This window comes from Gordonia jacobaea (assembly GCF_001186365.1).
GTDB lineage: Bacteria > Actinomycetota > Actinomycetes > Mycobacteriales > Mycobacteriaceae > Gordonia > Gordonia jacobaea.
In genome coordinates this window covers 213,771-240,703 of the sequence record NZ_LDTZ01000019.1, presented here as the reverse complement: position 1 = coordinate 240,703, position 26,933 = coordinate 213,771, and the positions used below count along the sequence as shown (strand labels likewise).

Below are 26,933 nucleotides of genomic sequence, written 5' to 3'. Positions count from 1 at the left end.
TAACGATTTTCATGGATGAACGCGTCAGTCGTCAGTCAGAGCTTGATAGAGCCAGGAAACGACGAGTGCACCCGGGTCGACGACGCCGCGCGCATTCTCGCCGACGTAGCTTGCTCGACCCTTCGTTGCGGTTGTGTCACGCGTGGATTCGGCGCCATCAGCAGCCTTCTGGGCGACGTCGGCGAGAGAGTCGCCATTCTCCAACGCGTCGACGGCCGGGCTGAGAGCGTCGACCATCGTGTTGTCACCGACCTGGGCGCCGCCGAGATCCTGGATCTCTGCGAGCGCATGCGAGGAACCCTCGCGGATCGCGGCCTCGACGTCGTCAGTCTCGGTGAAGGCGTTGGCCAACTCGCGGAATAGCACGCCGAAGATGACGCCGGACGTCCCGCCGGACCGGACGAGATACGACGTGCTGATGGCGTTCAATACCTGGCTGTCGGTACCGCGCACCGGAAGGCTGAAGTGCGACAGCGCGGCTTCCATGTTGGTTCCGAAATCGCCGTCACCTGCCTTTTGGTCGAGCTCGGTCAGGTCGTCGATCGACTCCTGGACGTGTCGGACGAAACGTGTCAGCCACTCGTTCTCGGCTCCGTCGTCTGCGGAGTCCGACGGTTCGGCGAACGTGGTGTCGCTCAGCGGGGCAGTACCACGCGCCGGATTGGCCGCCCATCCCGGCGCGGTGGTCGGGGCGTCGAAGAGCGACACGATCTCGTCGTCGGCTCGCAGCAGGGTGATCGAGACGCCACGCATGTCGAGGGCCGTGACGAATGTTCCGACCATCGGCCTGGCGATGGAGATCCCGCGACGATCAAGATCTGCGACGACCTCTCCGAACACGAGGTCGAGTTCGAGTGGGTGGGCGGCGCCCAAGCCGTTCACCAGGCAGATCACTTCCTCGCCGTGGGTGAGTGAGAGTGCGTCGACCAGCGGGTCGACCATGCGATTGACGAGTTCACGGGCACCGACGCGGGCGGTGCGTTCACGGCCTGCTTCGCCGTGGATGCCCACGCCGAACTCCATCTCGTCGGCGTCGAGCTCGAAGGTCGGCGCCGACTTCGACGGCATGGTGCACGCGTGATAGGCCACCGAGATGCTGCGGGCGTTGTCCGCTACGCGCCGGCCGATGTCGGCGACGGTGCCGAGATCGTCGCCGCGAGCTGCTGCGGCTCCACAGATCTTCTCGACCAGGATGGTCGCTCCGGTTCCTCGACGACCGGGGCCGGTTGCGGAGTCGGATGCCACGTCGTCGGCGACGATCACATGATCGGTCTCGATGTCATCGCGCACCAGGTGCCGCGCGATGCGGAAGTTCATGACGTCGCCGGTGTAGTTCTTCACGATGTGCAGCACGCCCGCGCCGCGGTCCGCCCACCGTGTGGCACCGACGATCTGCAGGGCATTGGGCGAGGTGAAGACCAGTCCGGGGCACGCGGCGTCGAGCATGCCGGTGCCGATCATTCCGGAGTGCATGGGTTCGTGGCCTGACCCGCCGCCGGAGACGAGGGCGACGTTGCTTTCGCCGTCGCGCTCGCGCAGGTGGAGGAAACCGGGGTCGGACTGCCAGACGATGTCAGGGTGAGCGGCAACAAAACCGCGGAGCGAGTCGGTGATGAAGGTGCCCGGTGAATTCAGGATGTAGTCGCTCACGCAATCCACCGTATCGGTAAAGCGGATGGAGGTGCCGATAGTGTCGGAGTCCCGCGATACGCTCGGCGGCGGCGGACTGGGAGGCAGGACACATGGTGGACGTGATCGTTGGCGACGACGGCTTGTCGCGCTGCACCTGGGCAGCTGTCGAGCCCGAGACGACCTATCACGACACGGAGTGGGGATTTCCGCTCACCGGCGACACCGCGCTGTTCGAGCGGGTCTGCCTCGAGGGCTTCCAATCCGGCCTGAGCTGGCGAACGATCCTCACCAAGCGCGAGAACTTCCGAGCCGCATTCGCGGGTTTCGACGTCGAGAAAGTCGCGCGCTTCACCGAGCGTGACGTCGAACGTCTTCTCGGCGACGCCGGGATCATTCGTCATCGAGGCAAGATCGAAGCGTCGATCAACAATGCGCGTCGGGCTAGCGAACTCATCGATGCCGAGGGGTCGTTGGAATCCTTCTTCTGGCGGTACGCGCCTGCGGCAGAACATATTCCGGGTTCGATGACGTTGTCGGAGGATTCGACGAGGCTCTCGAAAGACCTCAAGAAGCGCGGGTGGAAGTTTGTCGGTCCGACCACGATGTTCGCGCTGATGCAGGCGTCGGGGATGGTCAACGACCACGCCTACGACTGCGTGACCCGACCGACAGTTGCCGCGGCCATCGAGGACTATCTGGCGTTGCAGTGACCCTTGACTTCGAGTGAGGTTGAACTTTTAGCCTCGTCAGCATGACCGCCGATGCCAGATGTTCATCGCACCACCCACGCGCCATGCGTCGCGCCCAGGTGCCGTCACTGACCACTCCCGGCGTGCTGCGGACCTGCGGCGGCCTGCACTGTGTCAGTGCGGCACCGAGCGCATCGGCCCTTCCGTGTCAGGAAGCCGACGCCGACCTGTGGTTCGCCGACGACCCTCGTGACCTCGAGCGCGCCAAGGCGATGTGCGCCGATTGCCCGCTGCGGGCGCAGTGCCTGCAGGCTGCGCTTGATCGTGCCGAGCCCTGGGGTGTCTGGGGCGGCGAGATCTTCGAGCGTGGTGCGGTGATCGCGCGCAAGCGTCCTCCCGGCCGCCCGCGCAAGTCCGCGGCCTGACCATGGACGGGCACGACCCTCGGCTGTAGCCCCCGAGACGGTGTCTGGGGCTGGCGATCTGTATGACGTTGACCCAGGAAATCCGCCCAGATTGTCATACGGATCTGCGGCGCTGCGCCGGGTCGGGGTGCTGCTCGACCGCCCAGCGATCCGTAGGACGTCGACCCCGGAATCCGGCCGAACTGTCATACGGATCGGGCTCATGCGACAAGACGATGTCACCCCGGCCAGGTGGTCACCGTGGGTAGGTGGTGATGGTTTCGCCTGTGCGGGTGCTGGTCCAGGTGATGGAGAGGTCGGTGTGGTCAGCCCGGGGTGTTGCGACCCAATCCAGCCATATCCGTTAGTTCCGCAACCCAACGTAGTCGCAACGGTTAACGTATGACGCGGCGCACATTTGAGACGAAGGAGCTTGAGCGGTCAAGGCGACTAAGACGATATGAGAAAGAGTGGGACACCGCTGGCTCGAGGGCAACTGCTCGTACGGTATCAAATCCCTATTTGATGAGACTCATGCTAAATGACCCGAGCCACTACTTGCAGGTCGATCGGATCGAAGGAATGGCTCCGTGGTTACTGGATCAATTTGCCTCTAGAGCGAAGAGGGGTATGCGCGACAGAGCTGGCCGCGCGCAGTATGAGGGAACCTTCGACTGTTTCTCACTATCCGATATCTCTGAATAAATGGACGGGATGACTTCCATACGTTGCTGGGCAACGTTTCCCGTGATGGCCTAGCTGGGGTCCGACTCTACAGAAATTAGGGCGTGATGAAGTCTGACAAGTCAGTATCAATCTACGCGGTAGTCGCCGGATTTGTCATTTGGTTGGCTGCTAACACATTCTTTATACTGTTTGGCGAAGCGGTGGTGCCGGAGAGCAGGGCTGCGGCGGCCATTTTCCTGATAGCGTTCGCTCTGCTTGCTGCGCTGGCTGGAGTCGGTGCAACTGCAATACCCGCACTCTTAGGAAAAACTTCTGCGTATATCCCTGAAATGTCGCAACGTATCGCGCTTGGTTTGGTGCTTGTGGGAGTAACAGGGGACGGGATAATCATGATGATTTGGGACGGAGGGTATCCCAGACTTTCAGATAGACAGTTCGATGTGTTCGTCACGTCGTTGTTCGTCGCATACGGATTGATGGGCGTCGGCGCGCTTGCAGGCCGCTACTTTGTGCCAGCGAGTGCGCAGCGCAGCATCCCGGACAGGACATAACGTCTGGGTGCACGTCGACCGGGACGTTGTCGGGCGGCGAAGCGGGCGAGGATTGACTCCTGCGATTCGATGTTTCCGCCGGCTACCCACACGGCTCAGCAGCAGGTCGGGAAACTTGTGCGCTCAAACTGTCAACAATCCGACAATGTGTCATCATGCCTGCATGGAGTACGAATTCGGGTGGGGTGATGGCCCCGGCGAGCAGGTTGGCATCGGGATCGTCTGCCCGTTCGATATGGCTCTCGACCGCGAGCTGTGGCGCTGGATGCCCGACGGCGTCTCGCTGTATTTCACCCGAACCGGATTCATCGACGCTCCGGTCGACGTCGACATGTGCAAGGACCTGAACAACCACGCCGAGATCGCGGCGGCGGTGCGCGCGATATCGGCCGTTCGGCCCAGTGCATACGCGTACGCGTGTGCGTCGGGCAGCTTTGTCTACGGCATCTCCGGGGCGGTCGAACTCTCCAACTGCATGTTGGGTGCCGGTGCGCAGCGTGCGGTCACGACGTCGGAAGCGCTGTTACGCGCGTTGGATGCGTTGGGAATCAGTCGGATAGCCGTGGCGACGCCCTATACGAATGCGCTCACCGGGTTGCTGTGCGACTTTCTCGCGCAGGCCGGACGCAGCGTGGTGGCGCAGGCCGGACTCGGTCGTGACCACGACATCTGGACCATTCCGTATTCGGTCACGGCCGATCTGATCCGTGGCGCCGACCATCCGGACGCCGACGCGATCTTCGTGTCCTGCACCAACCTCTGGACCTACGACGTCCTCGGCGCACTCGAAGCCGAACTCGGCAAGCCGGTGCTCTCGGCCAACCAGGTGACCGCGTGGGCGACGCTCGTCGACGCCGGCGTGCTGTCGCCAGGGATCACTCACTCCTACGCGGTACCTGCTGCCGACCAGTCGCTGTTCGCACGCGCCGCGTGAGCGACTCCGATATCGGGTTGAGCGAAGTAGGGTTGGGTATGGCCACCGATAAGCCCTTCGACGCTGCGACCGATGCAAAGTACGTGCAGCTGACCACTTTTCGCAAAGACGGGACGCCGGTGTCGTCGCCTCTGTGGGCGGCCTACGACGGCGAGTCGCTGCTGATGTGGACAGAGACCGACTCGTGGAAGGTCAAGCGGATTCGACGCGACTCGCACGTCGTCGTCCAGGCGTGTGATGCCCGCGGAAAGAAGCTCCAGGGTCAACCGGTGGACGGAACCGCGACGATCCTCGACGCCGCCGGTACCGATCGCGCGCGCAGCGCCATCTCGAAGAAGTACGGCATCGTCGGCTGGGGTCTCGTCAAGGCAAGCCTGATCCGTCGTGGCAAGGATGGGACGATCGGCATCGCGATCACACCGCGCTGAGTCGACGCCGCCGGGCAGCGGGAATCTCGTGATAGCAACGGGCCCATACCATTTCGTGTTCGACGGGGCTGATCGCACCTGAAGCGAGACGGCCATCGGCGTCGCGCAGGGCAGCGGCGAGTTCGCAGATACTCCGCTGGGTAGCTCGGGCAGTGGCGTCGGTTCCGTAACCCGTCCACGCCTCCATTGTGCGTGTCTGCGTGCGCACCAGGTGGGTCCGCTGCCCCACGACCACAACCGTCGCGAACGCGACAACCATTCCACTCAGCATTCCGGCAAGCCCGGAGCGACCCATCCACGACGCGATCAACGCTGCGGTCAACACCGTCGCGATCGCGACGAAGGGTAGTGCCCGCCACACGCGCAGCCAGCGCGCGTCGTCCGCGCTGGCACCCGGCGGATACACGACGATGCGATGGCAGACCCAATGGCGCGCGTAGCCGACCTGGACGTATCCCCAGCGCGACGATCCTGACTCGTTCATGTGATCGGTTCTAACTCCTACACACGCGGGAGAGCGTATTCCTCACGACTTCTCGACGCCGTGAGCGCAGATCTTGACGCGCCTTTGACGGGCCTTTGACGAGGCCCGCTGCACGGCTGAGTCGCTCGGCGCGAAGGTTGCGTCAACAAACCCCGGCGCCGCGTATGGAACGCGTTAAGAGGTCTTCCAACACAGACGAATTAGACAGAAGCTGTGGTGCGCCGTTCGCCAGCTCGACGTTCGGCATGCCCAGCCAAGGAGTGTGACAAGTGGCCGATGTGCTTTATGTACTCGCCGCGTTGATCGGCTTCGCGATATGCGTCCTGGTGGTCCGGGGCGTCGACGCGAGGATCGGCCGATGACTGCAGACGGAGTGTTGAACGTGGTTCTGCTGGTCCTGTCGGCGGCGACAGCGATCTACCTCATGATCGCGCTGATCAAGCCGGAAAGGTTCTGAACGTGAATTCATCCCTTGCGGGGGCGCTCCAGGTGGCGTTCGTCGTCCTGGTTCTCGCAGTCGTCTACGTGCCGCTGGGCGACTACATGGCCCGCGTGTACCGCAGCACTCGCGATCTGCTGCCCGAGCGCGCGATCTACTCGTTGGCTCGCGTCGACGCCCGACGCGAACAGACGTGGGTCGGCTACGTGCTTGCGGTACTGGCCTTTTCGCTGATCTCGTTTCTCTTTCTCTATCTGCTGCAGCGGCTACAGGGCGTGCTGCCCTGGTCGGACGGCAAGGCAGGTGTCAATCCCGCGACGGCGTTCAACACCGCGATCTCGTTTGTCACCAACACCAACTGGCAGTCGTATTCGCCAGAAGTGGTTATGAGCAACCTTTCCCAGATGCTCGGACTCGCTGTGCAGAACTTCGTGTCTGCCGCCGTCGGTATGGCTGTGGCCGTCGCGCTCATCAGGGGATTGGTGAACCGACGCGGCGACGGACTGATCGGCAACTTCTGGGTCGACCTCACGCGTACGTGCGTCCGTATTCTCCTGCCGCTCAGCGTGATCGTCGCGATCGTGCTGCTGACTCAGGGTGTGGTGCAGTCGTGGCACAGCGGCTTCGGCTTCACGACGATGTCGGGTGATCCTTCCCGAAGCATGGTGGGGCCGTTCGCTTCTCAGGAGGCGATCAAGGAACTCGGAACCAACGGCGGCGGCACGCTGTCGGCGAACTCGGCGCATCCGTTCGAGAATCCGACGCCGTTCAGCAACGTCGTGGAAATCCTTGCGATCCTGATCATTCCGATCTGCCTGACACGTACCTATGGCACGCTGGTGCGCGATCGACGCCAGGGCCTCACGCTGCTCGGCGTGATGGCGGCGATCTGGGGCGTGATGCTCGCGATCGTGTGGAGTTTCGAATCGCACACCAACGGTCTCGCCGCTCAGGCTGCCGGCGCGATGATGGAGGGCAAGGAACAGCGTTTCGGTATTCCCGGAAGTGCGTTGTTCGCGGTCTCGACAACCGGAACATCTACGGGCGCAGTCAATGCCGCCCACGACAGCCTGTCTGCCGGCGGTGGTGGAGCGGTGATCTGGAACATGCTTCTCGGCGAGGTCGCGCCCGGCGGCGTCGGCACCGGTCTGTACGGAATCCTGATGATGGCTGTGGTCACGGTGTTCGTCGGCGGTCTCCTCGTCGGACGCTCGCCGGAGTTCCTCGGAAAGAAGATCGGCCAGAACGAGATCACCATGGCGGCGCTGTACGTGTTGGTCATGCCCGCTCTGGTGCTGGTCGGCGTCGGTGTCAGCGTTGCGATGGGTTCGACGCTCGACGCCCAGGGCAACAGCGGCGACCCGGGGACTCCGGGATCGATCCACGGGTTCTCCGAGGTGATCTACGCGTATGCGTCGGCAGCGAACAACAACGGCAGCGCGTTCGGTGGGCTGACGGTCACCAGTGACTGGTTCCAGACGTCGCTCGGAATGGCGATGCTACTCGGCCGGTTCTTGCCGATCGTGTTCGTGCTCGCGCTCGCGGGGCTGCTCAGCCGCCAACGCCCGCGCGGGGTGGTCTCGACAAGCTCGACCAGCGGCGGGAGCTCGGCCAGCGGCGGGAGCTCGGCCAGCGGTGGGAGCCCGGCCGGCGAGGTGGTCTCGACAAGCTCGACCAGCGGGCAGGGCTCGACCAGCGGTGGGAGCTCGATCGGCGGTGGGGTGGTCTCGACAAGCTCGACCAGCGAAGGCAGCTCGACCAGCGCTGCGGAGGTCTCGACAAGCTCGACCAGCGGTAGCGGCGGGGTGGTTGCCGTCCTCGAGCGGCAGGAGGCCGTCCGGGCCGAGGCCAATCTCCCCACGCACGGAGTTCTGTTCGGCGTATTGCTACTCGGCACGATCCTTCTCGTCGCCGGTCTCACCTTCTTCCCGGCCATGGCGCTGGGACCCATCGCGGAGGCACTTCTGTGAGCGTCAACACCATCGAATCCGATGTGACACCCGAGGAGGCGACGGTCGAACAGCGTGAGGAGACACAACTGGTCTCGCGCGGCTCGTTCGATCCTCGTCAGCTCATCACGTCGGTTCCGCAGGCACTGCGGAAACTCAACCCGCGCGACCAGGCGCGCAATCCGGTCATGTTCGTCGTGTACATCGGTTCGATCGTGACCACCGTGCTCGCGATCTGGCGGCCATCGTGGTTCGCCTGGCTGATCGCGGCGTGGCTGTGGTTCACCGTGCTCTTCGCGAATCTGGCCGAGGCTGTCGCTGAGGGCCGAGGTAGGGCACAGGCCGATTCACTGCGAAAGGTGAAGCGCGACAGCTTGGCTCGTCGACTCGACGAGAGCGGTTCGATCTCTCAGGTCTCGGGAACGGCACTGCGGGTCGGCGACCTCATCGTCGTCGAGGCCGGTGAGGTGATCGCGGGCGACGGCGACGTCGTCGACGGCATCGCCACGGTCGACGAGTCGGCCATCACCGGCGAGTCCGCTCCGGTGGTGCGTGAGTCCGGCGGCGACCGCTGCGCGGTGACGGGCGGCACGGTGGTTCTCAGCGACCGGATCGTCGTCAAGATCACCGCCGCGCCCGGAGAGAGCTTCGTCGATCGGATGATCGCGCTCGTCGAGGGTGCGTCGCGCAAGAAGACGCCCAACGAGATCGCACTCGACATCCTGCTCGCGAGCCTGACGTTGATCTTCCTGCTCGCGGTGGTCGCGGTCGGGCCGATGCAGCAGTACGCGGGCCAGAGCCCCGATGCGATCAAGCTGATCGCGCTGCTCGTCTGCCTGATCCCGACGACGATCGGTGCGCTGCTCAGCTCGATCGGTATCGCGGGAATGGACCGGCTCGTGCAGCGCAACGTGCTCGCCATGTCGGGCCGCGCGGTGGAAGCCGCGGGCGACATCGACACCCTGCTGCTCGACAAGACCGGCACCATCACCTTCGGTAATCGCCGGGCCACCGAGATCTTCCCCGGCCCGGGTACCTCGACGGCCGAGCTCGCCGAGGTGTCCTACCGCTGCAGTCTCGCCGACGACACTCCCGAGGGGCGCAGCATCGTCGAATTGTGTTTGGACGAGCATGATGTGGTGCCCGCCGACGCGGAAGCACTTGCCGCGACGCGTGGTCACGAGCACCCTGAGTTCGAGGTCGTGCCCTTCACCGCGGAGACGCGTATGAGCGGTATCGATGTACGCACCGGTCCCGGACCCGTCGTCGAGTACCGCAAGGGTGCCGCCGACGCGGTCGCGCGGTGGGTGATGAAGCTCGGTGGCGACATGCCGGTCGAGGTGACCGAACGAGTCGCCGAGATCTCGAACGGCGGAGGTACGCCGCTGGTCGTCGCCGTCAACGACGAGACGCCGCGTGTGCTGGGTGTGATCCAGCTGTCGGACGTCGTGAAACCCGGTATGACAGAACGCTTTGCGCAGCTGCGTGAGATGGGTATCCGCACCGTCATGGTTACCGGCGACAACCCGCTCACCGCGAAGGCGATCGCCGCCGAAGCTGGCGTCGACCACTTCGTCGCCGAGGCGACACCGGAGGACAAGCTGGCACTGATCCGTGCCGAGCAGTCAGGTGGACGACTGGTCGCGATGACCGGTGACGGCACCAACGACGCCCCCGCGCTCGCGCAGGCCGACGTCGGTGTGGCGATGAACTCGGGAACGTCGGCGGCGAAGGAAGCCGGCAACATGGTCGACCTCGACTCCGACCCGACCAAGCTCATCGACATCGTGGCCATCGGCAAGCAACTGTTGATCACTCGCGGCGCACTGACCACGTTCTCGCTGGCCAACGACCTCGCGAAGTACTTCGCGATCCTGCCTGCGATGTTCGTGAGCATCTATCCGCAGCTCGACACGCTCAACATCATGCGGCTGCACTCGGCACAGTCGGCGATCGTGTCGGCGGTGGTGTTCAACGCGCTCATCATCGTCGCGTTGATCCCGCTCTCACTGCGTGGTGTGCGGTACCGACCCAGCTCGGCGTCGAAGTTGTTGGGGCGCAACCTACTCGTCTACGGCGTCGGCGGTGTGATCACCCCCTTCGTGGGGATCTGGCTCATCGATCTCGTCGTCCGCTTCCTCCCGGGAATGGGGTAATCGCAGCATGAACACCATCACGTCCGGATTCCTCCGGCAGTGTGCCGTCGCGTTCGCGATGCTCGTGGCGCTGACAGTGATCCTCGGCGTCGCCTATCCGACGGTTGTCTGGGCGGCATCGCGCATCGGGTCGAACTCAGCAGAGGGGTCGCAGGTGACCGACGCCAAGGGCTGTAACGCCGGGTCGTCGCTGATCGGGGTCGATCCGAAGGCACCTGCTGGGACTCCCGACAGCTATCTGCACGCACGGGTGCTCGGCTCGGCCGACGATCCGATGGCCACCGGCGATCCGTCGGCCTCGGCCGCGAGCAATCAGGGCCCCAACAGCGAGACGCTCGCGCACAATATCACCGCGCGCCGCGCGTTGATCGGCGAGCGTGAGGGCGTCGCGCCGTCGGCAGTGCCCGCGGACGCCGTGACCGGCTCCGGCTCGGGTCTCGACCCGCAGATCAGCCCGGAGTACGCGGCGATCCAGATTCCACGGATCGCACGCAACAGCGGGAAGTCGCAGGCTGCGGTCCGAGAGATCGTCGAGGCTCACACGTCAGGACGGCAGTTCGGATTCCTGGGGCAGCAGCGCGTCAATGTGCTCGAGGTGAACCTCGCGCTGGGTCACACGGTGTGCAAGTGATCGCCGGTCGCGCTGATTAGACTCGGTCCCATGGGTTCAGGTGCTGACACCCGAGGTCGACTCGAAGTCTTCCTCGGGTGTGCGCCCGGAGTCGGCAAGACCTACGAAATGCTTTCGCATGCACGAGGTCTCGCCGACGAGGGTGTTGATGTGGTGATCGCGGTTGTCGAGTCGCACGGGCGCTCGGCAACCGCGGCTCTCACCGATGGTCTCGAGGAGATTCCGCGTCGCGAGGAGGTGTATCGCGGGGCCGTCCTCGACGAGATGGATATCGACGCCGTGCTGGCGCGTGCCCCACGCGTCGCACTCGTCGACGAACTGGCGCACACGAATGCTCCCGGATCGCGAAATGCCAAGCGCTGGCAAGACATCGAGGAGTTGCGCGACGCGGGCATCGACGTGCTGACAACGGTCAACGTGCAGCATCTGGAGAGTCTGAACGACGTCGTCGCCCAGATTACCGGTGTCATCCAGCGCGAGACCGTTCCCGACGCTGTCGTGCGTGCCGCTGACGAGATCGAGTTGGTCGACATCGCCCCGCAGGCGCTACGTCAACGACTCAGTGCGGGCAAGGTGTACCCGGCCGGACGCATCGACGGGGCGCTCTCGAACTACTTCCGCCAGGGAAACCTGACGGCACTGCGCGAATTGGCACTACTGTGGCTCGCCGACCGCGTCGACGACAATCTCGCCGACTACCGCGCGGCGCACGCGATCACCGACACGTGGGAAGCACGCGAGCGCGTAGTGGTCGCGATCACCGGTGGACCCGAATCCGCGACCCTGATGCGTCGAGCGAGTCGCATCGCGTCACGGTCGAGTGCGGAACTGGTTGTGGTGCATGTGGTCCGCGGAGACGGACTAGTCGGGACACCCGCTGCCGAGCTGTCCCGGCTGCACGAGTTGGCCGAGGGATTCGGCACGCGAATCCACACCGTTGTGGGCGACGACATTCCGTCGACGCTCCTCGACTTCGCACGTGGCGTCAACGCGACCCAGTTGGTGCTGGGTACGTCGCGCCGTCCGCGCTGGCAACGACTCTTCGACGAGGGCGTCGGTGCGAATGTCGTTGCGCACAGCGGGAAGATCGACGTCCACATGGTCACCCACGACGAGACGCGTCGTCGAAATCGACTCGACATTCGCGACACGCGCTTCCATCGTCCGTTGAGCTGGGTCGCGGCGGTCGTGGTACCGGTGATCATGACGGTCATACTCGCCGTCCTGGACCGTTGGTTGGGGTTCGCCAGCGAGTCGGCGTTGTTCTTCGTGACGGTGCTCGCGGTCTCGCTGCTGGGCGGCATCGGGCCTGCGGCATTGTCGGCGGTGGTGGCCGGCCTGCTGCTCAACTACTTCTTCACCAACCCACGGTTCACGTTCACCATCAACGAGCCGGACAATCTCATCACCATCCTTGTCATGCTGGTGATCGCGATAGCGGTTGCCGCACTGGTCGATTCGGCTGCGAACAGGCGTCGGCAAGCCAGCCTGGCAAGCCGTGACGCCGAGTTGTTGGCGTTGTTCTCCGACGCCGTGCTCGGTGGAGCTGACGTCTCGGCACTGCTGCAGCGCGTGCGTGAGACCTACGACCAGACCGCGGTATCGGTGGTGCACAAAGAAGATGGTCGACGCGTCGTCGACGCCGCTGTCGGCGACGACCCGCCGCAGCGCGCCGAAGACGCCGACACGGTCTGCCCGGTCCCCGGCGGTGAATACGAATTGCTGTTGCGCGGGCCGAAACTCGGCGGTCGGGATCGACGGGTACTCACCTCGGTGGCGATCCAGGCCGCCGGCGCGGTGCAGCGTCGTCGACTCGAACGCGAGGCGTCCGAGGCACGTGCACTCGCCCAGACCGACGAGATGCGTCGCGCACTGCTGTCCGCGGTGAGCCACGATCTGCGCACACCGTTGGCCGGCGCGAAAGCCGCGGTCTCGAGCCTGCGTGCGGGCGACGTGACATTCAGCCCGGAGGACACCTCAGAACTCCTCGAGACAATCGACGAGTCGGTCGACCACCTGTCGGCGCTTGTCGGAAATCTGCTCGACTCGTCGAGGCTCGCGGCAGGTGCCGTGCGGCCAAGACTCGCGCGCACCTACCTCGTCGAGGTGGTGCACCGTGCAGCGACCGCGGTGAGCTGGGTCGGTGGGCCCATCCCGGAGATCGCCTTCACCTTCCACGCTATGTGGGCATACACCGACGGTGGACTGCTCGAACGCGTCCTGGCCAACCTGATCGACAACGCGGTGCGCCACGGTGGGGGAGGTGGCGCCGGTGTCGAGGTCACGGCAGAGTCCGAGACCGACGACGACGGTGTGCCGCGTACCGTCATTCGTGTGATCGACCACGGCTCCGGGATTCCCGCCGACAGACGCGGGCAGATCTTCGACGCCTTCGTTCAGGGTGGCGACCGCAACGGTGCCGACGGCGGCGTCGGGCTGGGTCTGTCTGTCGCGCAGGGGTTTACCGCCGCGATCGGTGGCACGCTCGGTGTCGAGGAGACACCGGGCGGCGGCACCACGATGGTCGTCTCACTTCCGGCGGAGGACGACGAGTCATGACCGACGGAATCCGAGTCCTCGTTGTCGACGACGAACCACAGTTGTTGCGGGCCTTGCGAATCAATCTGAGCGCCCGTGGTTTCGCTGTCACGACGGCGTCGACGGGAACCGCGGCGCTCACCGCGGCAGCCAAGGTCAACCCGCAGGTGGTTGTCCTCGACCTCGGGCTTCCCGACATCGACGGCTTCACGGTTCTGGAGGGATTGCGCGGGTGGACCAACGTGCCGGTCATCGTGTTGTCGGCGCGCGGCGAATCGGTCGACAAGGTGGCTGCGCTCGATGCGGGTGCCGACGACTACGTCACGAAACCCTTTGGGATGGACGAGTTCTTGGCGAGGCTGCGTGCAGCGGTGCGTCGTGGAGTCGCTGCGCCGGATGCGTCGGAGGTGCCGGTTGTCGACGCGGGAGACTTCGTGGTCGACCTCAGCGCTAAGCAGGTGTCGCGTCACGGTGAGCAGGTCCACCTGACGCCGACCGAGTGGGGGATTCTGGAACTACTGGTGCGCAACGAGGGAAAACTGGTGGGGCAGAAGGACATCCTGAGTACCGTGTGGGGTCCCAAGTACCTCAACCAGACCAACTATCTGCGCGTGTACCTGGCCAGTCTGCGCCGCAAACTCGAAGACGACCCGGCGCATCCGGTGCATCTGCTCACCGAGGCCGGGATGGGGTATCGCTTCGTACGGGGACACTCGGCACCTGAGCAGGCTGGGTCTGGAGGCGCGGAGCCTGAACAAGCGGCGTCTGACTGAACAACGCGCCCAGCTTGTCGGAGTGCGGGGTTGCGCCCGCGAGCCGCGCACCCTCCCAGGCAGTCACCTGGTTCGCGGTGAGGACCGGTTTGCCGACCTGCGCCTCGAGGTCGTTGATCCAGGTTGCCGTGTGTAGTGCGGTGTCGGGAATCAGGATGGCCTGCGCCGCAGGCTGATCGGCGGTGACGACCATGTCGAACAGGGTGTCGCCGTCGATGAACCCGGCGTCGGTCGCGGTCAGAATGTCGTTGGCGCGCATGCCGACCACCTCGATATCCGCGCCGGCGAGGAACGTCGTGAATCCCGCGGCGACGTCGCCCGGATAGCTCGCCGCGACCGCGACCGCGTCGATCCCGAGCGCTCTGCACGCCTCGGCAAACGCGAGCGACGTCGACGATGCGGGTAGTCCCGCAACCTCGGACAACTGCGCGGCCTGCCGTTGTGCGCCCTCCCACCCGTAGAGGAAGCTGCCCGAGGTGCACGCCCACATCAACGCTGCGGGGTCGTGTGTGCGTGCGCGCTGTGCGCCGTCGAGTAGTCGGTCGGACTCGCCGACAGCGCGCATGGCGCCGACGGTGTGGTCGTCGGAGTCGATCTCGGTGATCACCACGGGCAGGCGAATCGACGGGCTGAGTGCGTCCTCGATGAGCTGGTAGTCGTCCTCGGCCGCGTGTCCCGGGTAGAGGACCGCGGTGATAGCGGTTGTCACGGGTTGACCTCCCGACTAGATTGTCAACAATCAAACAATTGTTGTTCTCACCGTATCGGAACCGGAGGTGACCATGCAGGACTCAGTGCGCACGATGTCGGCGTCGGAGCTCGGTGACGCCTACCGCAGTGGGTTGCTGAGCCCTGTCGACGTCGCTGCCGAGCTACTGGACACCATCCCGCAGGTGAACGCCGAGATCAATGCCTTCTGTGTCGTTGACCCGGACACGACGATGGCTGCCGCACGCCAATCGGCGGCTCGCTACGCCGCGTCGACTCCCATCGGTCCGCTCGACGGCGTGCCGGTGTCGATCAAGGATCTCCTGGTCACCGAGGGGTGGCCGACGCTGCGCGGCTCGTTGACGCTGAGCCCTGACATACAACGATCCGACGTCGACGCTCCAGCGGTGGCACGACTGCGCGAGGCGGGAGCCGTGCCGCTCGGCAAGGTCACGACGCCTGAGTTCGGCTGGAAAGGCGTGACCGACAGTCCCCGGACCGGCATCACGCGCAATCCGTGGTCGACCGATCGGACGTCGGGAGGTTCGAGCGGAGGTAGCGCCGCTGCCCTCGCGGCGGGACTCGGGCCACTGTCGGTCGGCACCGACGGTGGCGGCTCGATTCGTATTCCGGCTGCGTTCTGCGGAGTCGTCGGGCTCAAGCCGACGCTCGGCCGGGTGCCGATGTATCCGCCGAGTCCGTTCGCGCCGGTGGCACATGTCGGACCGATGACGCGCAGCGTCGTCGACTGCGCGTTGTTGCTTGACGTCATCAGTGGTTTCGACTCGCGCGACTGGTCGGCGGGGCCGACGCCGCAACCTGTCGCCCCGGAGATCATCGCAGGCGCGCGGGGTTTGGACGGCATCCGCGTCGCTTACAGTCCCGATCTCGGCTATGGCGTCAATGATGCTGCGGTGCAGTCGAATACCGAGGCTGCGGTCGGCGTTCTACGCGACCTCGGAGCCACGGTCGACGAGGTCGACATCGGGTGGGACGATCCGGTCTGGGCGTACCACACGGCGTGGTTCGCGGGAGCGGCCGCGGTGGTCGGGGCTCTGGACCCTGCCCTCCGGGATCGCGTCGACCCGAAACTGCTTGCGGCACTGGAACGTCACCGCGACTTCAGTGCGGCCGACTATGTGGATGCCACTGCGCTGCGAATGGCAATGGGCACACAGATGGGTGCACTGCACGAGGAGTACGACGTTCTGGTGACACCGTCGATGCCGTCGGTCGCATTCGAGGCGGGCGTCGACGTGCCTGCAGGTTCGTCGTCGCAGGACTGGACGTCGTGGACGCCGTACAGCTATCCGTTCAATCTCACCGGTCAACCTGCGATCACGGTGCCGAGCGGCTTTGCGCAGGACCCGTTGCTGCCCACTGGCATTCAGATCGTGGGAGCACGCCACGACGACGCGACAGTGCTGCGTGTGGCCGCGGCATACGAGTCGGTCGCGAACGTCGGCACGCTCGCAGATGCAGACTTTCGACGAAAGTCTGCTCACCTCAACGAAAGTCGAGACGGCTCGTGACCGATCGCTTCATCATCGTCAGCCTCACATCGCGCGATGTCAGCGCAAGGGCGAGACTGCTCGACGCCGAGGCGCCGCGCACCGCCGCCGCGGTGTGGGACGCTTTGCCGTTGGGGGGTCAGGTCTTTCACGGCAAGTTTGCGCGCAACGAGATCTATACGTTGGCACCCGCGTTCGCGGCGCATGAACCGGGACCGGAGAACACGACGGTCACACCGATACCGGGCGACCTTTGCTATTTCACCTTCGACGGTGTATTGGACAATCCCGCTTACGGTTACGAATCCGACGCCGCGCCGTCGGAACACTCACTGCTCATCGACCTTGCAGTCTTCTATGGTCGAAACAACTTGCTGGTCAACGGGGATGTCGGATGGGTTCCCGGAAATGTGTTCGCCACCATCACCGATGGTCTCGTCGAGTTCGCCGCAGCATGCAACGACATCTGGATGGGCGGCGCTCGCGGCGAAACCCTGACATTTGCGCGTGCATAGAGTACGAAGAAGAGGATGGTCACGATGACAATGGAGCGAACTCGATCGGAAGGTCGCCGTAGGGTTCTCGAACCGATCGAGCAGGAGTCGACACCTGCGATCATCGCCAGAAAGTTGCACGATGCGATTGCGAACGGTAACTTTCCGTCCGGTTCACAATTGACCGAAGCAGGTCTCGCAGCAGACCTGGGAGTGAGTCGGGGGCCGCTGCGAGAGGCGATGCAACGCCTGACTGCAGAAGGGTTGCTGGTGAGTCACCGCAACCGAGGCTTGTTCGTCGTCTCGATGGATGACGACGACATCCGGGACATGTACATCGCCCGGACGGCCGTTGAACGTGCGGCAATAGAGCAGGTGATCGAACACGGCGACCCTGCGGCGGTGCAAGCTCTCACCGACGTGGTTGCGTTGATGCGTCGTCATATCGACGATCCGAACGGCGAAGACATGGCCGAAGCGGATATGCGGTTCCATCAGACTTTGGTGGAGTACGCGCGGAGTCAACGATTGTCGCGCTTGCACAGCACGATCCTCGTGGAAACGAAGATGTGTCTACGCGCGATGCGGGGAACGTATTCCTCGGGAAAGGAACGTACCGACGAACACCAGGCATTGGTGGACGCCATCGCGGCTGGAGATGCGAAGGCGGCCGACGAGCTGATGATCGAACACATGAGAGACGGTCTCCGCCGACTGCTCTAGACGACATGTACTGATCACCGCCCACCGATGTGAGTCAGCGCGAAGACACACTGGCCCCGAGTCCACCCAGGAAGGCACAGATGGCTACGGCAAACTCCTCGGCAACCTATGAGGATCTCGCACCCGACCCCGAGTCGCGAGAAGGAAAAGCTCTACTCCGCAAAGCAATTGGCGCGTCGGCGATCGGCAACGCAACAGAGTGGTACGACTACGGCGTCTACGCCGCGACCGCTACTTACCTCACGCAAGCATTCTTCCCGGGGTCGCTCGGCTCGATAGGCACCATGCTCGGGTTCGCGATCTCATTCGTCCTACGCCCGTTGGGCGGCATGATCTGGGGTCCCATCGGTGACCGGATCGGACGAAAGTCCGTGCTGGCCATGACGATTCTGTTGATCGCCGGTGCCACTGCGCTGATCGGTGTCCTTCCGACACACGCCGTCGCCGGGATCTGGGCGCCGATTCTGTTGATAGCGCTGCGCGTGATTCAGGGCTTCTCGACCGGCGGCGAATACGGCGGTGCTGCGACGTTCATGGCCGAGTATGCGCCGGACAACAAGCGCGGCAAGTACGGATCGCTGCTGGAGTTCGGCACACTCGCCGGGTTCAGCGCGGGCACCGCGATCGTTCTGTTCCTCGAGCTGTTGCTCTCCGACGAGCAGATGCAGACGTGGGGCTGGCGAATTCCGTTCCTGATTGCGCTGCCGCTCGGGTTGATCGGTCTGTATCTGCGCTCGCAGCTGGAAGACACCCCGGTGTTCCAGGAGCTGGACAAGCGCGACGAGATCACCGGAAGCGCCTACACCCGTTTCAAGGATCTGCTGAGCAACTACTGGAAGCCGATCCTGATCATGTTCGGCATGGTGATCGCACTCAACGTCGCGAATTACACGCTGCTGGCGTATCAGCCGACGTACCTGAAGGAGACGATCGGGCTGTCGGAGTCGTCGGGTTCGACGGTGGTGCTCATCGGGCAGCTCGCGATGATGGTGGTGATCCCGTTCTTCGGAGCGGCGTCGGACAAGACCGGGCGTAAACCGATGTGGTGGTTCTCGCTCATCGGACTCTTCGTATTCGCGATACCGCTCTACTGGTTGATGGGTAAGGGATTCGCTTGGGCAATAGTGGGATTCGTGATCCTGGGACTGTTCTATGTGCCCCAGCTCTCGACCATCTCCGCGACGTTCCCGGCGATGTTCCCCACTCAGGTGCGCTACGCGGGCTTCGCGATCTCCTACAACGTGGCGACCGCCGCGTTCGGCGGTACCGCACCGCTCGTCAACGAAGCGGTGGTCAATGACACGGGCTGGAACCTGTTTCCCGCCGTCTACATGATGGGCGCGTGTGCGATCGGCATGGTGGCGCTGATCTTCTTGAAGGAGACGGCTGGAGCGTCGTTGCGCGGCACCGAGATTCCCGAGCGGACCGAGGACATCACGGTTCCGGAGAGCTCCACGGCGGTGACTTCGCGCTGACACGCGCGGACACCGGCTCGGTCGTCACGCGCTGATCCCGGCTCCGGCGTGCAGTGCTGACGGTCTGCGGCGGCTCGACCAGCGATAGAATCTGGCATATGTCGAGGCCCGAGTCGTATCACCACGGTGATCTCGCCGCAGCGCTGGTGCAGTCGGCGATCGAGTTGCTCAACGAGGACCGCTCTGCCGAGTTGTCGTTGCGCGCTGTCGCACGGCGCGCGGGCGTCTCACCCGCGGCGCCCTACCGGCACTTCGCCGACCGTGAGGCATTGGTCTCGAGCGTTGCTGCGGTGGGCTATCGCGAGCTGACTGCGCGGCTGAGAGCGGCGAGCGAGTCGCCGTCGAGCGTCGACGATGTAGCCGACATCGCCGTCGCCTACGTGCGGTTCGCGTTGGAGCGGTCGGGGTTGTTCCGCGCGATGTTCGCCGAGCGGTGCGACCCGACGAGCCCGGATCGGGTCGAGGCCGTCGAGGCGATCCATGGGTATCTGAATACCGTTGTCGCCGCTACGGTTTCGACGGCAGAGCCGGAAGAGGTTGCGACCGCGATGTGGGCGCTGGTGCACGGGCTGGCGTTCTTGTACCTCGGCGGAAAGTTCCCCGAAAGCTCTCCGGCTGAGGTCGACGCGCGGGTGCGTTCGACGGTGCGCGCTGTGCTCGGGGCGGTCGGCGTCAGCCGAGCAGTTCCAGCGCCACCAACGCGTAAGCCCGTGCGGCAGTGACCAGATCGTCGACCGCGACGGATTCGTCCGGCTGATGGGCCTGGGTGTTGATGTTGCCCGGACCGCAGACGATCGCCGGGATGCCGAGGTCGCGACTGACGAAACCGCCGTCGCACGCCGCGGTCCAGCCGCCGACGGACGTCTGGGCGTCGAGTGAGTTCAGCGCGTCGACGGTTGCGGTGACCAGTGTGTGGTCGGCAGGCGTCTCGAAGCCCGGCATCTCCATGGTGACCGCGACGTCGACCTCGATGCCGTCGGACTCGATGCCTGCGGCGGCGATGCGGCCGCGCAGCCATTCGGCGATGGCCTCCGCACTCTCGTCTGGCATCAGTCTGCGGTCGACTCCGAGTGCCGCCATCGGGGCGACAACGGAAATGCCTTGCCCGCCGCTCATCGTCCCGACGTTCCAGGTACCCGAGCCGAGAAGACCTGCGGCGCTCGCGGTCATCGCCTCGTGGTCGGCCCGGATGATGTCGATGATCGACGCCGCCGCGTAGATTGCGCTGCGGCCGTCGTCGGGGCGACCGGAGTGGGCGGCCTTGCCCCGGATGTCGATTTCCAGATACGACGCCCCGCGACACCCGCGGACGACGACCAGATCGGTGGGTTCGGCGACGACGCATCCGACGAAGTTGCGGGAGGTGTCGGCGCGGGCCACCAGGTCGCGGACGCCCGCTCCGTGTTCCTCCTCGTCGACGGTGCAGACCAACTGCACCGGACCGGAGAGTCGGCCCTGCGCGGCCAGCGGCGCCAGCGCCGACATCGCCTCGACGACCGAGGCCAATCCGCCCTTCATGTCGACGGTGCCGCGCCCGGTCAGCACGCCTTCGGACAACCGGGTGCGGTAGGGATCACCGGTCCAGCCAGGTCCGGCCGGGACGACGTCGGAGTGGCCGAGGAACATCAGTCCTGGCCCGTCGCCGCCGGGTAGCGTCGCGATGAGGTTGGGTCGGCCGGGCGTCACCTCATGGGTGGTGACGGTGAAACCGGCATCGCGGCAGGCATTTTCGAGAATGGCGACGGCCAGGGCCTCGGTGCCGCCCGGGTTCTCACTCGGGGCGTCGACCAGAGCTCTGGTGAGCGCGACGATCTCGTCCGGACGGATCCGGGCCACCACCGCGTCGGACTCGCTCACCGTCACTGGAATCCCCTTCGTGATTGTCGGCTGGCTATACCGACCTCATCTGTTCTGTGTCATCCTCTCGCAGCTTCCGGCGAGACGTCGAATTCCCTCGTCGATGCGCTCGGGCGTGCTCGATGCGAAGCACAGACGCAGGGCGTTACGGAACCGGCCGGTCGGCGACAGCGCGGGGCCGGGGATGAACGCGACGCCGTCGGCGAGAGCAGTCTCGAACAGTTCGCGGGTGTCGATCTCGGCGAACTCGCCGCGCAGGGTCAGCCAGAGGAAGAATCCGCCTTCGGGGTGCGTCGTCGACACGCGGTCACCGAAATGGCGCTCGACCGAATCGAGCATCGCGTCCCTGCGTTCGCGGTAGAGAACCCGCAGGCCGGCGAGGTGATCCTCGAGTCCGCCGCGCGCGATGTACTCGGCGACGATGTGCTGGTTGGGCACGTTGGTGCAGGTGTCCATCGCCTGTTTGCCGTTGATGAGCAGTTGGCGCAGCGACGGATCGGCGTCGACCCATCCGACCCGCCAGCCCGGCGCGAGGATCTTGGAGAACGTCCGCACCGAGAAGATCAGCGGATCGTGCGGCGACAGGGTCTGGAACGTCGGGACGTCGTCGCCGGAGAAGCGCAGCAGGCCGTACGGGTCGTCGTCGATGATGACGGCGCCCCACTCGTGCGCCAGCCGCAACAGCTCGCGTCGACGCTCCTCGGAGAGGGTGACGCCCGACGGGTTCTGGAACGTCGGGATCGTGTAGATCGCCTTGGGGGTGCGTCGGGTGCGGGAGACGAGGTCTTCGAGGGTGTCGACCTGCATGCCGTCGTCGTCGACGGGCACTTCGAGAAGCTGCGCGCCGTACGACAGCGCGGTGGCACTGCCGTTGGTGTACGTGGGTGATTCGACGACGACGAGGTCGCCGGGGTCGACGAACAGTTTGGACGCGAGGTCGAGGCCCTGCATGCCGCCGGTGGTGATGACGAGGCGATCGAGGCTCGACGGGTCGGGTGTGGTCGCGAGGTAGTCGACGAGGAGCTGCAGCAGCCGTGGTTCGCCCTCGGTGGCGCCGTAGGTGAACGACGAGTTGTCGAGGATCTCACCGGCGATCTGCCGGAACTCCGCGGCGGGGACGGCCTCATCCGCTGGCGAGCCCATCGCGAAGCGCACGATGTCGTGCGTCTGAGAGGCCAGCAGGGATGTCGATGAATCGATCATCGAGCCGACGAGATCCTTCGCGCGTCCGGCAAGGGGGAGCGTGTAGTTCATGGTGGTCACTGCTGACACCTCATTTCCTGATCAGTTCCCGTGGGAACGCGGTGAAGGTTTCGACGCCCGTCGGGCTGACTCGTACCGACTCGGAGAGCTCGAAACCGTAGTCGTCCATCCACATTCCGCAGACGATGTGGAAGGTCATGTTGGTTTCGAGGATGGTTTCGTCCTCGGTGCGGATGCTGATGGTGCGCTCACCCCAATCCGGTGGGTAACCGATCCCGATGGAATAGCCGAGGCGAGAGGGCTTTTCGAGACCGTACTTGGCGAGGGTCCAGTTCCAGGTCGATGCGAGCTCACGCGTGGCGACACCGGGTTTGATCGCGTCGAGGACGTTGTTGAGGCCCTCTGCCGTCGCGCCCGCGACATAGTCGAGATCCTTCGACGGTGCGCTCAGCGCCACGGTGCGGGCGAGGGGACAGTGATACCGGTTGTGCGCACCGGACAATTCGACGACGACGGCCTCGTCAGGCGTGAAAGTGCCCTGGTGCCAAGTCAAATGGGGAGTGTCGGCGGCGGCACCGGTCGGCATCATCGGCACGATCGCGGGATAGTCGCCGCCGAACTGGTCGGTGCCGGTGATCTGTGCCTGTGAGATCGCTGCTGCCGCATCACATTGCCGTACACCGACATCGATGGTCTCGATGGCGGCGCGCATCGCCTCTGAACACACCATGCCGGCCTGTCGCATGAGCTGCACCTCGGCGTCGGATTTCACCGAACGTACCCAGTTGACGAGTTCGAAGTTGTCGACGAGCTTCCACTCGGGGATGGCGTTGTGTAGCGCGCGGTAAGCCTTGGGAGAGAAGAAGTGTGAGTCCATCTCGAGTCCGACGGAGCCGCCCTTCGACGCCGGTGCGACCTGATGACGTTGCCGCAGCGCCCACGCGACCCAGTCGAACGGGTGCACGTGCGGGCGGTGCACGTAGCTCTCGGGATAGCCGACGATCTGCTCGTCGGGTAGCCAGGTGGTGCGGTGGGCGCCATGTGCGTCCATCTCGCGAGCGAAGAACAGCATCTCGCCGTCGATGGGGACGAACAGCATCTGCGGGGTGTAGAACGACCACGCGTTGTACCCGATGAGGTAGAAGATGTTCGCGGGGTCGGTGACGATGATCGCCGAAAGTCCTTGCAGATCCATCAGTTCGCGCACGCGGGTCAACCGCTGTCGGTACTCGCTGTCGGTGAAGAGTTGGGCGCCGAGATACACCTATCGCCTCCGTCGGATCGGGGTGGACGTGTAGGTGACGTCGAGGAACTCCTCGATGCCGAGACGTCCGCCCTCGCGGCCGAGGCCCGACTCCTTGATCCCCCCGAACGGGGCCGCGGGGTTGGAGACCAGACCCGTGTTGACCCCGACCATACCCACCGCGAGGCTCGACGAGATGGCGTCGAGACGCTCGGCGTCGCGACTGCAGACGTATCCGACCAGGCCCGCGGGCGTACTGTTCGCGGCTGCGACGACGGTGTCGTCGGCCTCGATTCCGGAGCCGTCGAACGGGATCAGAGCGGCGACCGGCCCGAAGATCTCGGTGCTCATGAGAGCGGACTCGGGGTGAACGTCGGTGAGGACCGTCGGCGGGTAGAAGTGGCCGGGGCCGTCGGGACGGGTGCCGCCGCACTGAAGCGATGCTCCGCGTCGAACGGCGTCGTCGACGAGCTCTTCGACCTTGTCGACGGCTTTGCGTTCGACGAGGGGGCCGACCTGGGTGCCCTCGGACATTCCGTTTCCGACGGTGAGTGTTGACATGCGTTGCGTGAGACCGCGTGCGAACTCGTCCATGACGTCACGATGCACGAAGATGCGATTGGCCGCAGTGCATGCCTGTCCCATGTTTCGCATCTTCGCGACCATCACGGCGTCGAGCGCGGTGTCGAGATCGGCGTCGTCGCAGACGATGAAGGGTGCGTTGCCGCCGAGCTCCATAGAGGTGCGCATCACCGTGTCGGCGGCCTGGCGCAGCAACAGCTTTCCCACCGCGGTGGAGCCGGTGAAGCTGACCTTGCGGGCGAGGCCCGACGACATCCACGCACCGACGACGTCACCGGGATCGCTTGTGGTGACCACGTTCAGGACGCCATCGGGCAGACCTGCCTCGCGGAGCACGTCGGCGAGGAGTAGCGAGGTCAACGGTGTCAGCTCTGCGGGCTTGAAGACCATCGTGCAGCCCGCGGCGATCGCCGGGCCGATCTTGCGTGTTCCCATCGCCAATGGGAAGTTCCACGGCGTGATCAGGATGCACGGGCCGACGGGGCGATGCCGGACGACGACTCGGTTGTTGCCGTCCGGGGTGAGGAAGTGGTCGCCGCCGATGCGTACGGCTTCCTCGGCGAACCAGCGGAAGAACTCTGCGCCGTAGGCAACCTCGCCACGCGCTTCGGGGTACGGTTTGCCCATCTCGGTGGTCATCAGGGTCGCGAACTCGTCGGCCCGCGCGGTGATGAGTTCGTATGCGCGGTAGAGGATCTCGCTACGCGAGCGGGGACTGGTTGCCGCCCAGTCGGATTGGGCGGCGGCGGCACGACGGAGGGCTTCGAGCGCGTCGTCGGCGTTGCCGTCCGGGACCGACGTGATGACCTCGCCCGTCGCCGGGTTCTCGACATCGAAGCGACGTTTCGAGGATGCGGGTGCCCAGGTTGTGTCGACGAGAAGTGTCATCGGAGTCCTTCCTCTGGTGATGGCTGTGCGCGGGGTAGTTCTTGTGCAAGGGGCAGCGCCTGTGCGAGCAGTTCGGCGAGGTGCTGCCCGTGGGCGTTGATGAGGGGGTCGGTGGCCGTCAGGTGGTCGACGCTCATCGCGCAACTGAACCCGTCGGTGATGACCGGAGTTTCCGGCGCGGCACGGAGCGCGGGCGCCAGGGCGTTCTCGGCCACCGCGACGCTGACCTCGTAGTGGCCCTTCTCGAAGCCGAAGTTGCCTGCGACGCCGCAGCATCCGTCGGCCGTGGTGACCTCGACGCCGAGCGACGCCAGTGCGGCCGTCGAGGCGTGCGCAGAGGGGTGAGAAGCCCGCGGAGAATCGGGTGCCCGCGGTGGTGAGACTCGCGGCCGCGACGGTTCGCCCGTGAAATCCGCCCTGGAACACGATGATGTTGGGGTTCGCGGTTGCCATGCGGGCCAGGCGCACCGCTGCCTCGGCGGCCTCCGACCCGGAGTTCGCATAGAAGACGGAATCGAGTCCGAGTGGGAGGACTGCGCCGAGCTTCTCGGTGAGTTCGAGCAGCGGCTGATGCATCACCGTCGTGTACTGCGCGTGGATGATCTTGGTGCACTGCTCCTGAGCTGCGGCGACGACCCTCGGGTGGCAGTGGCCGGTGCTGGTGACCCCGATGCCGGTGGTGAAATCGAGGTAGCTGTTTCCGTCGGTTCCGTGAATCCACGAGCCGAGCGCGTGATCGACGACGACGGGCGTCGCCTGCTTGAGGATCGGCGACAGCGACGCGGTCTGAGGCGTTGCGGCGAGGGTCATGGGTACACGGTGTACTCAGATCGTCGGATTGTCAACAATTAGACAGGGTGCTGTTTCCGGTGGGTGCGTACACGGATACGGTGGCGGGTGTGACGTCCACCAAGCCGCAACTCGTCCTCCTCGGCGCCGACGACGCGCCGGGTCCCTACAACCTCGCCGAACTCGAGGCGCTGGCCGACGTGCGGCAGTGCACCGTCGAGACATTGCCGCAGGTGCTGCCGGGTGCCGATGTTCTCGTCGTGTGGGACTTCTTCTCTCGCGCTCTGCGCGACAACTGGGGCGGCGCAACACAATCGCTGCGCTGGGTGCACGTCTGCGCCGCGGGCGTCGATTCGTTGCTGTTCGACGAGCTCGCCGACTCCGACATCGTGGTGACCAACGCACACGGCGTCTTCGACCAACCGATCGCGGAGTTCGTGCTGGCGTCGATCCTGGCGCGGGACAAGCGCTTACACGAATCGGCGCGCCTGCAGTCGTCGCACGACTGGGTGTGGCGCGAGACGACACGGACCGCTGGGTCGTCGGTGTTGGTCATCGGGACCGGTGGGATCGGACGGGCGATCGCGCGGCTGCTGCGCGCCGTCGGGATGCGCGTGACCGGCGCCGGGCGCACGGCACGTCACGACGATCCCGACTTCGGCGAGGTGCGCGCAACCGACGAATTGAGCACGTACGTCGGCGAATTCGACAACGTGGTCGTCGTGGCGCCGCTCACCGCGCAGACCGAGGGCATGATCGACGCGTCGGTGCTCTCGGCGATGCGTTCCGACGCGCACCTTGTCAACGTCGGCAGGGGCAGGCTCGTCGACGAGGCGGCGTTGGCCGACGCGCTGCGCAGCGGCGGGATCGGCGCGGCGTCGCTCGATGTGTTCGTCACCGAACCGCTGCCCGACGACAGCCCCCTGTGGGACTTCGACAACGTCGCGATCTCGGCGCATATGAGCGGCGACGTCGTGGGGTGGCGCGACGAGCTCGCCGATCAGGTGCTCGACAATTTGCGGCGGTACGTCGAGGCTGGGCGCCAGGCCGGCGGCGAGGAGTTGTCGACGGCTCTGCGGAACGTCGTCGACAAGCGGCGGGGGTACGTGGCGTCGGGGAGGTGATCTCGACAAGCTCGATCAGCGGGGGGCGCTCGATCAGCGGG

The 26,933-nt window shown here is 65.1% G+C and carries 24 protein-coding genes and 2 pseudogenes; 17 read left to right on the top strand and 9 right to left on the bottom strand.

From position 1 onward, the window contains the following. Positions 1-24: 24 nt before the first annotated feature. Positions 25-1,650 (bottom strand): dihydroxyacetone kinase family protein, encoded by a 1,626-nt coding sequence (locus tag ABW18_RS16275; RefSeq protein WP_049700119.1) that lies wholly within the window; start codon positions 1,648-1,650, stop codon positions 25-27. Positions 1,651-1,742: 92 nt separating this feature from the next. On the opposite strand from ABW18_RS16275, the gene ABW18_RS16270 reads away from it, so the two are divergent. The 5 genes from ABW18_RS16270 to ABW18_RS16245 all read left to right on the top strand — a co-directional run bounded on the left by ABW18_RS16270 (position 1,743) and on the right by ABW18_RS16245 (position 5,325). Beyond that, positions 1,743-2,342, top strand: coding sequence for a DNA-3-methyladenine glycosylase I (locus tag ABW18_RS16270; RefSeq protein ID WP_049700011.1), 600 nt, complete (start codon positions 1,743-1,745; stop codon positions 2,340-2,342). Positions 2,343-2,449: 107 nt separating this feature from the next. Further along, positions 2,450-2,746, top strand: a complete 297-nt coding sequence (locus ABW18_RS16265; protein WP_049700118.1) for a WhiB family transcriptional regulator — start codon at positions 2,450-2,452, stop codon at positions 2,744-2,746. A 770-nt stretch (positions 2,747-3,516) separates the two neighbouring features. Further along, entirely contained in the window at positions 3,517-3,963 is a 447-nt protein-coding gene (locus ABW18_RS16255; protein ID WP_152930109.1) for a hypothetical protein, read from the top strand. Between the two features lie 163 nt (positions 3,964-4,126). Next, entirely contained in the window at positions 4,127-4,897 is a 771-nt protein-coding gene (locus ABW18_RS16250; RefSeq protein WP_049700008.1) for a maleate cis-trans isomerase family protein, read from the top strand. Between the two features lie 38 nt (positions 4,898-4,935). Then, a complete protein-coding gene (locus tag ABW18_RS16245; RefSeq protein WP_049700007.1) occupies positions 4,936-5,325 on the top strand; it encodes a PPOX class F420-dependent oxidoreductase in 390 nt (129 codons plus the stop codon). Here the strand turns inward: ABW18_RS16245 and ABW18_RS16240 are convergent. Further along, complete coding sequence (locus tag ABW18_RS16240; protein ID WP_049700006.1) at positions 5,312-5,809, bottom strand: DUF6611 family protein; 498 nt, start codon at positions 5,807-5,809, stop codon at positions 5,312-5,314. The genes ABW18_RS16245 and ABW18_RS16240 overlap by 14 nt on opposite strands. A gap of 358 nt (positions 5,810-6,167) precedes the next feature. Between ABW18_RS16240 and kdpF the strand changes: the two genes are divergently transcribed. From kdpF to ABW18_RS22510, 6 genes are read left to right on the top strand one after another with little or no spacing between them, the layout of a single operon-like run. Then, complete coding sequence (gene kdpF, locus ABW18_RS16235; protein WP_064861331.1) at positions 6,168-6,266, top strand: K(+)-transporting ATPase subunit F; 99 nt, start codon at positions 6,168-6,170, stop codon at positions 6,264-6,266. A 2-nt stretch (positions 6,267-6,268) separates the two neighbouring features. Further along, a complete protein-coding gene (gene kdpA / locus ABW18_RS16230; protein ID WP_049700004.1) occupies positions 6,269-8,218 on the top strand; it encodes a potassium-transporting ATPase subunit KdpA in 1,950 nt (649 codons plus the stop codon). A 23-nt stretch (positions 8,219-8,241) separates the two neighbouring features. Continuing rightward, entirely contained in the window at positions 8,242-10,353 is a 2,112-nt protein-coding gene (gene kdpB, locus ABW18_RS16225; protein ID WP_235434422.1) for a potassium-transporting ATPase subunit KdpB, read from the top strand. Positions 10,354-10,360: 7 nt separating this feature from the next. Continuing rightward, on the top strand, positions 10,361-10,984 hold the full coding sequence (locus tag ABW18_RS16220) for a potassium-transporting ATPase subunit C (RefSeq protein WP_049700002.1): 624 nt from the start codon (positions 10,361-10,363) through the stop codon (positions 10,982-10,984). 30 nt (positions 10,985-11,014) lie between these two features. Continuing rightward, complete coding sequence (locus tag ABW18_RS16215) at positions 11,015-13,543, top strand: sensor histidine kinase (protein ID WP_049700001.1); 2,529 nt, start codon at positions 11,015-11,017, stop codon at positions 13,541-13,543. Next, on the top strand, positions 13,540-14,295 hold the full coding sequence (locus tag ABW18_RS22510) for a response regulator (RefSeq protein WP_083444431.1): 756 nt from the start codon (positions 13,540-13,542) through the stop codon (positions 14,293-14,295). Before ABW18_RS16215 ends, ABW18_RS22510 begins: the two co-directional genes overlap by 4 nt. Here ABW18_RS22510 and ABW18_RS16210 read toward each other — a convergent pair. After that, the gene (locus ABW18_RS16210; RefSeq protein ID WP_049700000.1) at positions 14,195-15,004 is read right to left on the bottom strand and encodes a maleate cis-trans isomerase family protein; all 810 of its coding nucleotides are present in this window, start codon (positions 15,002-15,004) and stop codon (positions 14,195-14,197) included. The genes ABW18_RS22510 and ABW18_RS16210 overlap by 101 nt on opposite strands. A gap of 73 nt (positions 15,005-15,077) precedes the next feature. Between ABW18_RS16210 and ABW18_RS16205 the strand changes: the two genes are divergently transcribed. The 5 genes from ABW18_RS16205 to ABW18_RS16185 all read left to right on the top strand — a co-directional run bounded on the left by ABW18_RS16205 (position 15,078) and on the right by ABW18_RS16185 (position 19,928). Beyond that, on the top strand, positions 15,078-16,535 hold the full coding sequence (locus ABW18_RS16205) for an amidase (protein ID WP_049700117.1): 1,458 nt from the start codon (positions 15,078-15,080) through the stop codon (positions 16,533-16,535). Next, the gene (locus ABW18_RS16200; RefSeq protein WP_049699999.1) at positions 16,532-17,029 is read left to right on the top strand and encodes a DUF3830 family protein; all 498 of its coding nucleotides are present in this window, start codon (positions 16,532-16,534) and stop codon (positions 17,027-17,029) included. The genes ABW18_RS16205 and ABW18_RS16200 overlap by 4 nt, the downstream gene beginning before the upstream one ends. 15 nt (positions 17,030-17,044) lie before the next feature. Further along, entirely contained in the window at positions 17,045-17,731 is a 687-nt protein-coding gene (locus ABW18_RS16195; protein ID WP_049699998.1) for a GntR family transcriptional regulator, read from the top strand. A gap of 80 nt (positions 17,732-17,811) precedes the next feature. Further along, positions 17,812-19,206, top strand: a complete 1,395-nt coding sequence (locus ABW18_RS16190; protein ID WP_049700116.1) for an MFS transporter — start codon at positions 17,812-17,814, stop codon at positions 19,204-19,206. A 98-nt stretch (positions 19,207-19,304) separates the two neighbouring features. Beyond that, the gene (locus ABW18_RS16185) at positions 19,305-19,928 is read left to right on the top strand and encodes a TetR/AcrR family transcriptional regulator (protein ID WP_049699997.1); all 624 of its coding nucleotides are present in this window, start codon (positions 19,305-19,307) and stop codon (positions 19,926-19,928) included. Here the strand turns inward: ABW18_RS16185 and ABW18_RS16180 are convergent. The 6 genes and pseudogenes from ABW18_RS16180 to ABW18_RS23205 all read right to left on the bottom strand — a co-directional run. Then, positions 19,879-21,069 (bottom strand): M20 family metallopeptidase, encoded by a 1,191-nt coding sequence (locus ABW18_RS16180; protein WP_049699996.1) that lies wholly within the window; start codon positions 21,067-21,069, stop codon positions 19,879-19,881. The two genes, ABW18_RS16185 and ABW18_RS16180, sit on opposite strands and share 50 nt — an antisense overlap. 39 nt (positions 21,070-21,108) lie before the next feature. Continuing rightward, positions 21,109-22,317 carry an aminotransferase-like domain-containing protein gene (locus ABW18_RS16175; RefSeq protein ID WP_049700115.1) on the bottom strand — a complete coding sequence of 403 codons (1,209 nt, stop codon included), beginning with the start codon at positions 22,315-22,317 and terminating at the stop codon, positions 21,109-21,111. Positions 22,318-22,336: 19 nt separating this feature from the next. Further along, on the bottom strand, positions 22,337-23,530 hold the full coding sequence (locus ABW18_RS16170; protein WP_049699995.1) for a M24 family metallopeptidase: 1,194 nt from the start codon (positions 23,528-23,530) through the stop codon (positions 22,337-22,339). Next, positions 23,531-24,979, bottom strand: coding sequence for an NAD-dependent succinate-semialdehyde dehydrogenase (locus ABW18_RS23215; RefSeq protein ID WP_049700114.1), 1,449 nt, complete (start codon positions 24,977-24,979; stop codon positions 23,531-23,533). Further along, positions 24,976-25,314: pseudogene (locus ABW18_RS23210) on the bottom strand (FAD-binding and (Fe-S)-binding domain-containing protein); the annotation flags it as partial. The pseudogene ABW18_RS23210 and the gene ABW18_RS23215, both read right to left, overlap by 4 nt. Positions 25,315-25,369: 55 nt before the next feature. Next, positions 25,370-25,789, bottom strand: a pseudogene (locus tag ABW18_RS23205) (aminotransferase class III-fold pyridoxal phosphate-dependent enzyme); the annotation flags it as partial. A gap of 89 nt (positions 25,790-25,878) precedes the next feature. On the opposite strand from ABW18_RS23205, the gene ABW18_RS16160 reads away from it, so the two are divergent. Further along, positions 25,879-26,892 (top strand): D-2-hydroxyacid dehydrogenase, encoded by a 1,014-nt coding sequence (locus tag ABW18_RS16160; RefSeq protein ID WP_152930108.1) that lies wholly within the window; start codon positions 25,879-25,881, stop codon positions 26,890-26,892. Positions 26,893-26,933 lie beyond the last annotated feature (41 nt).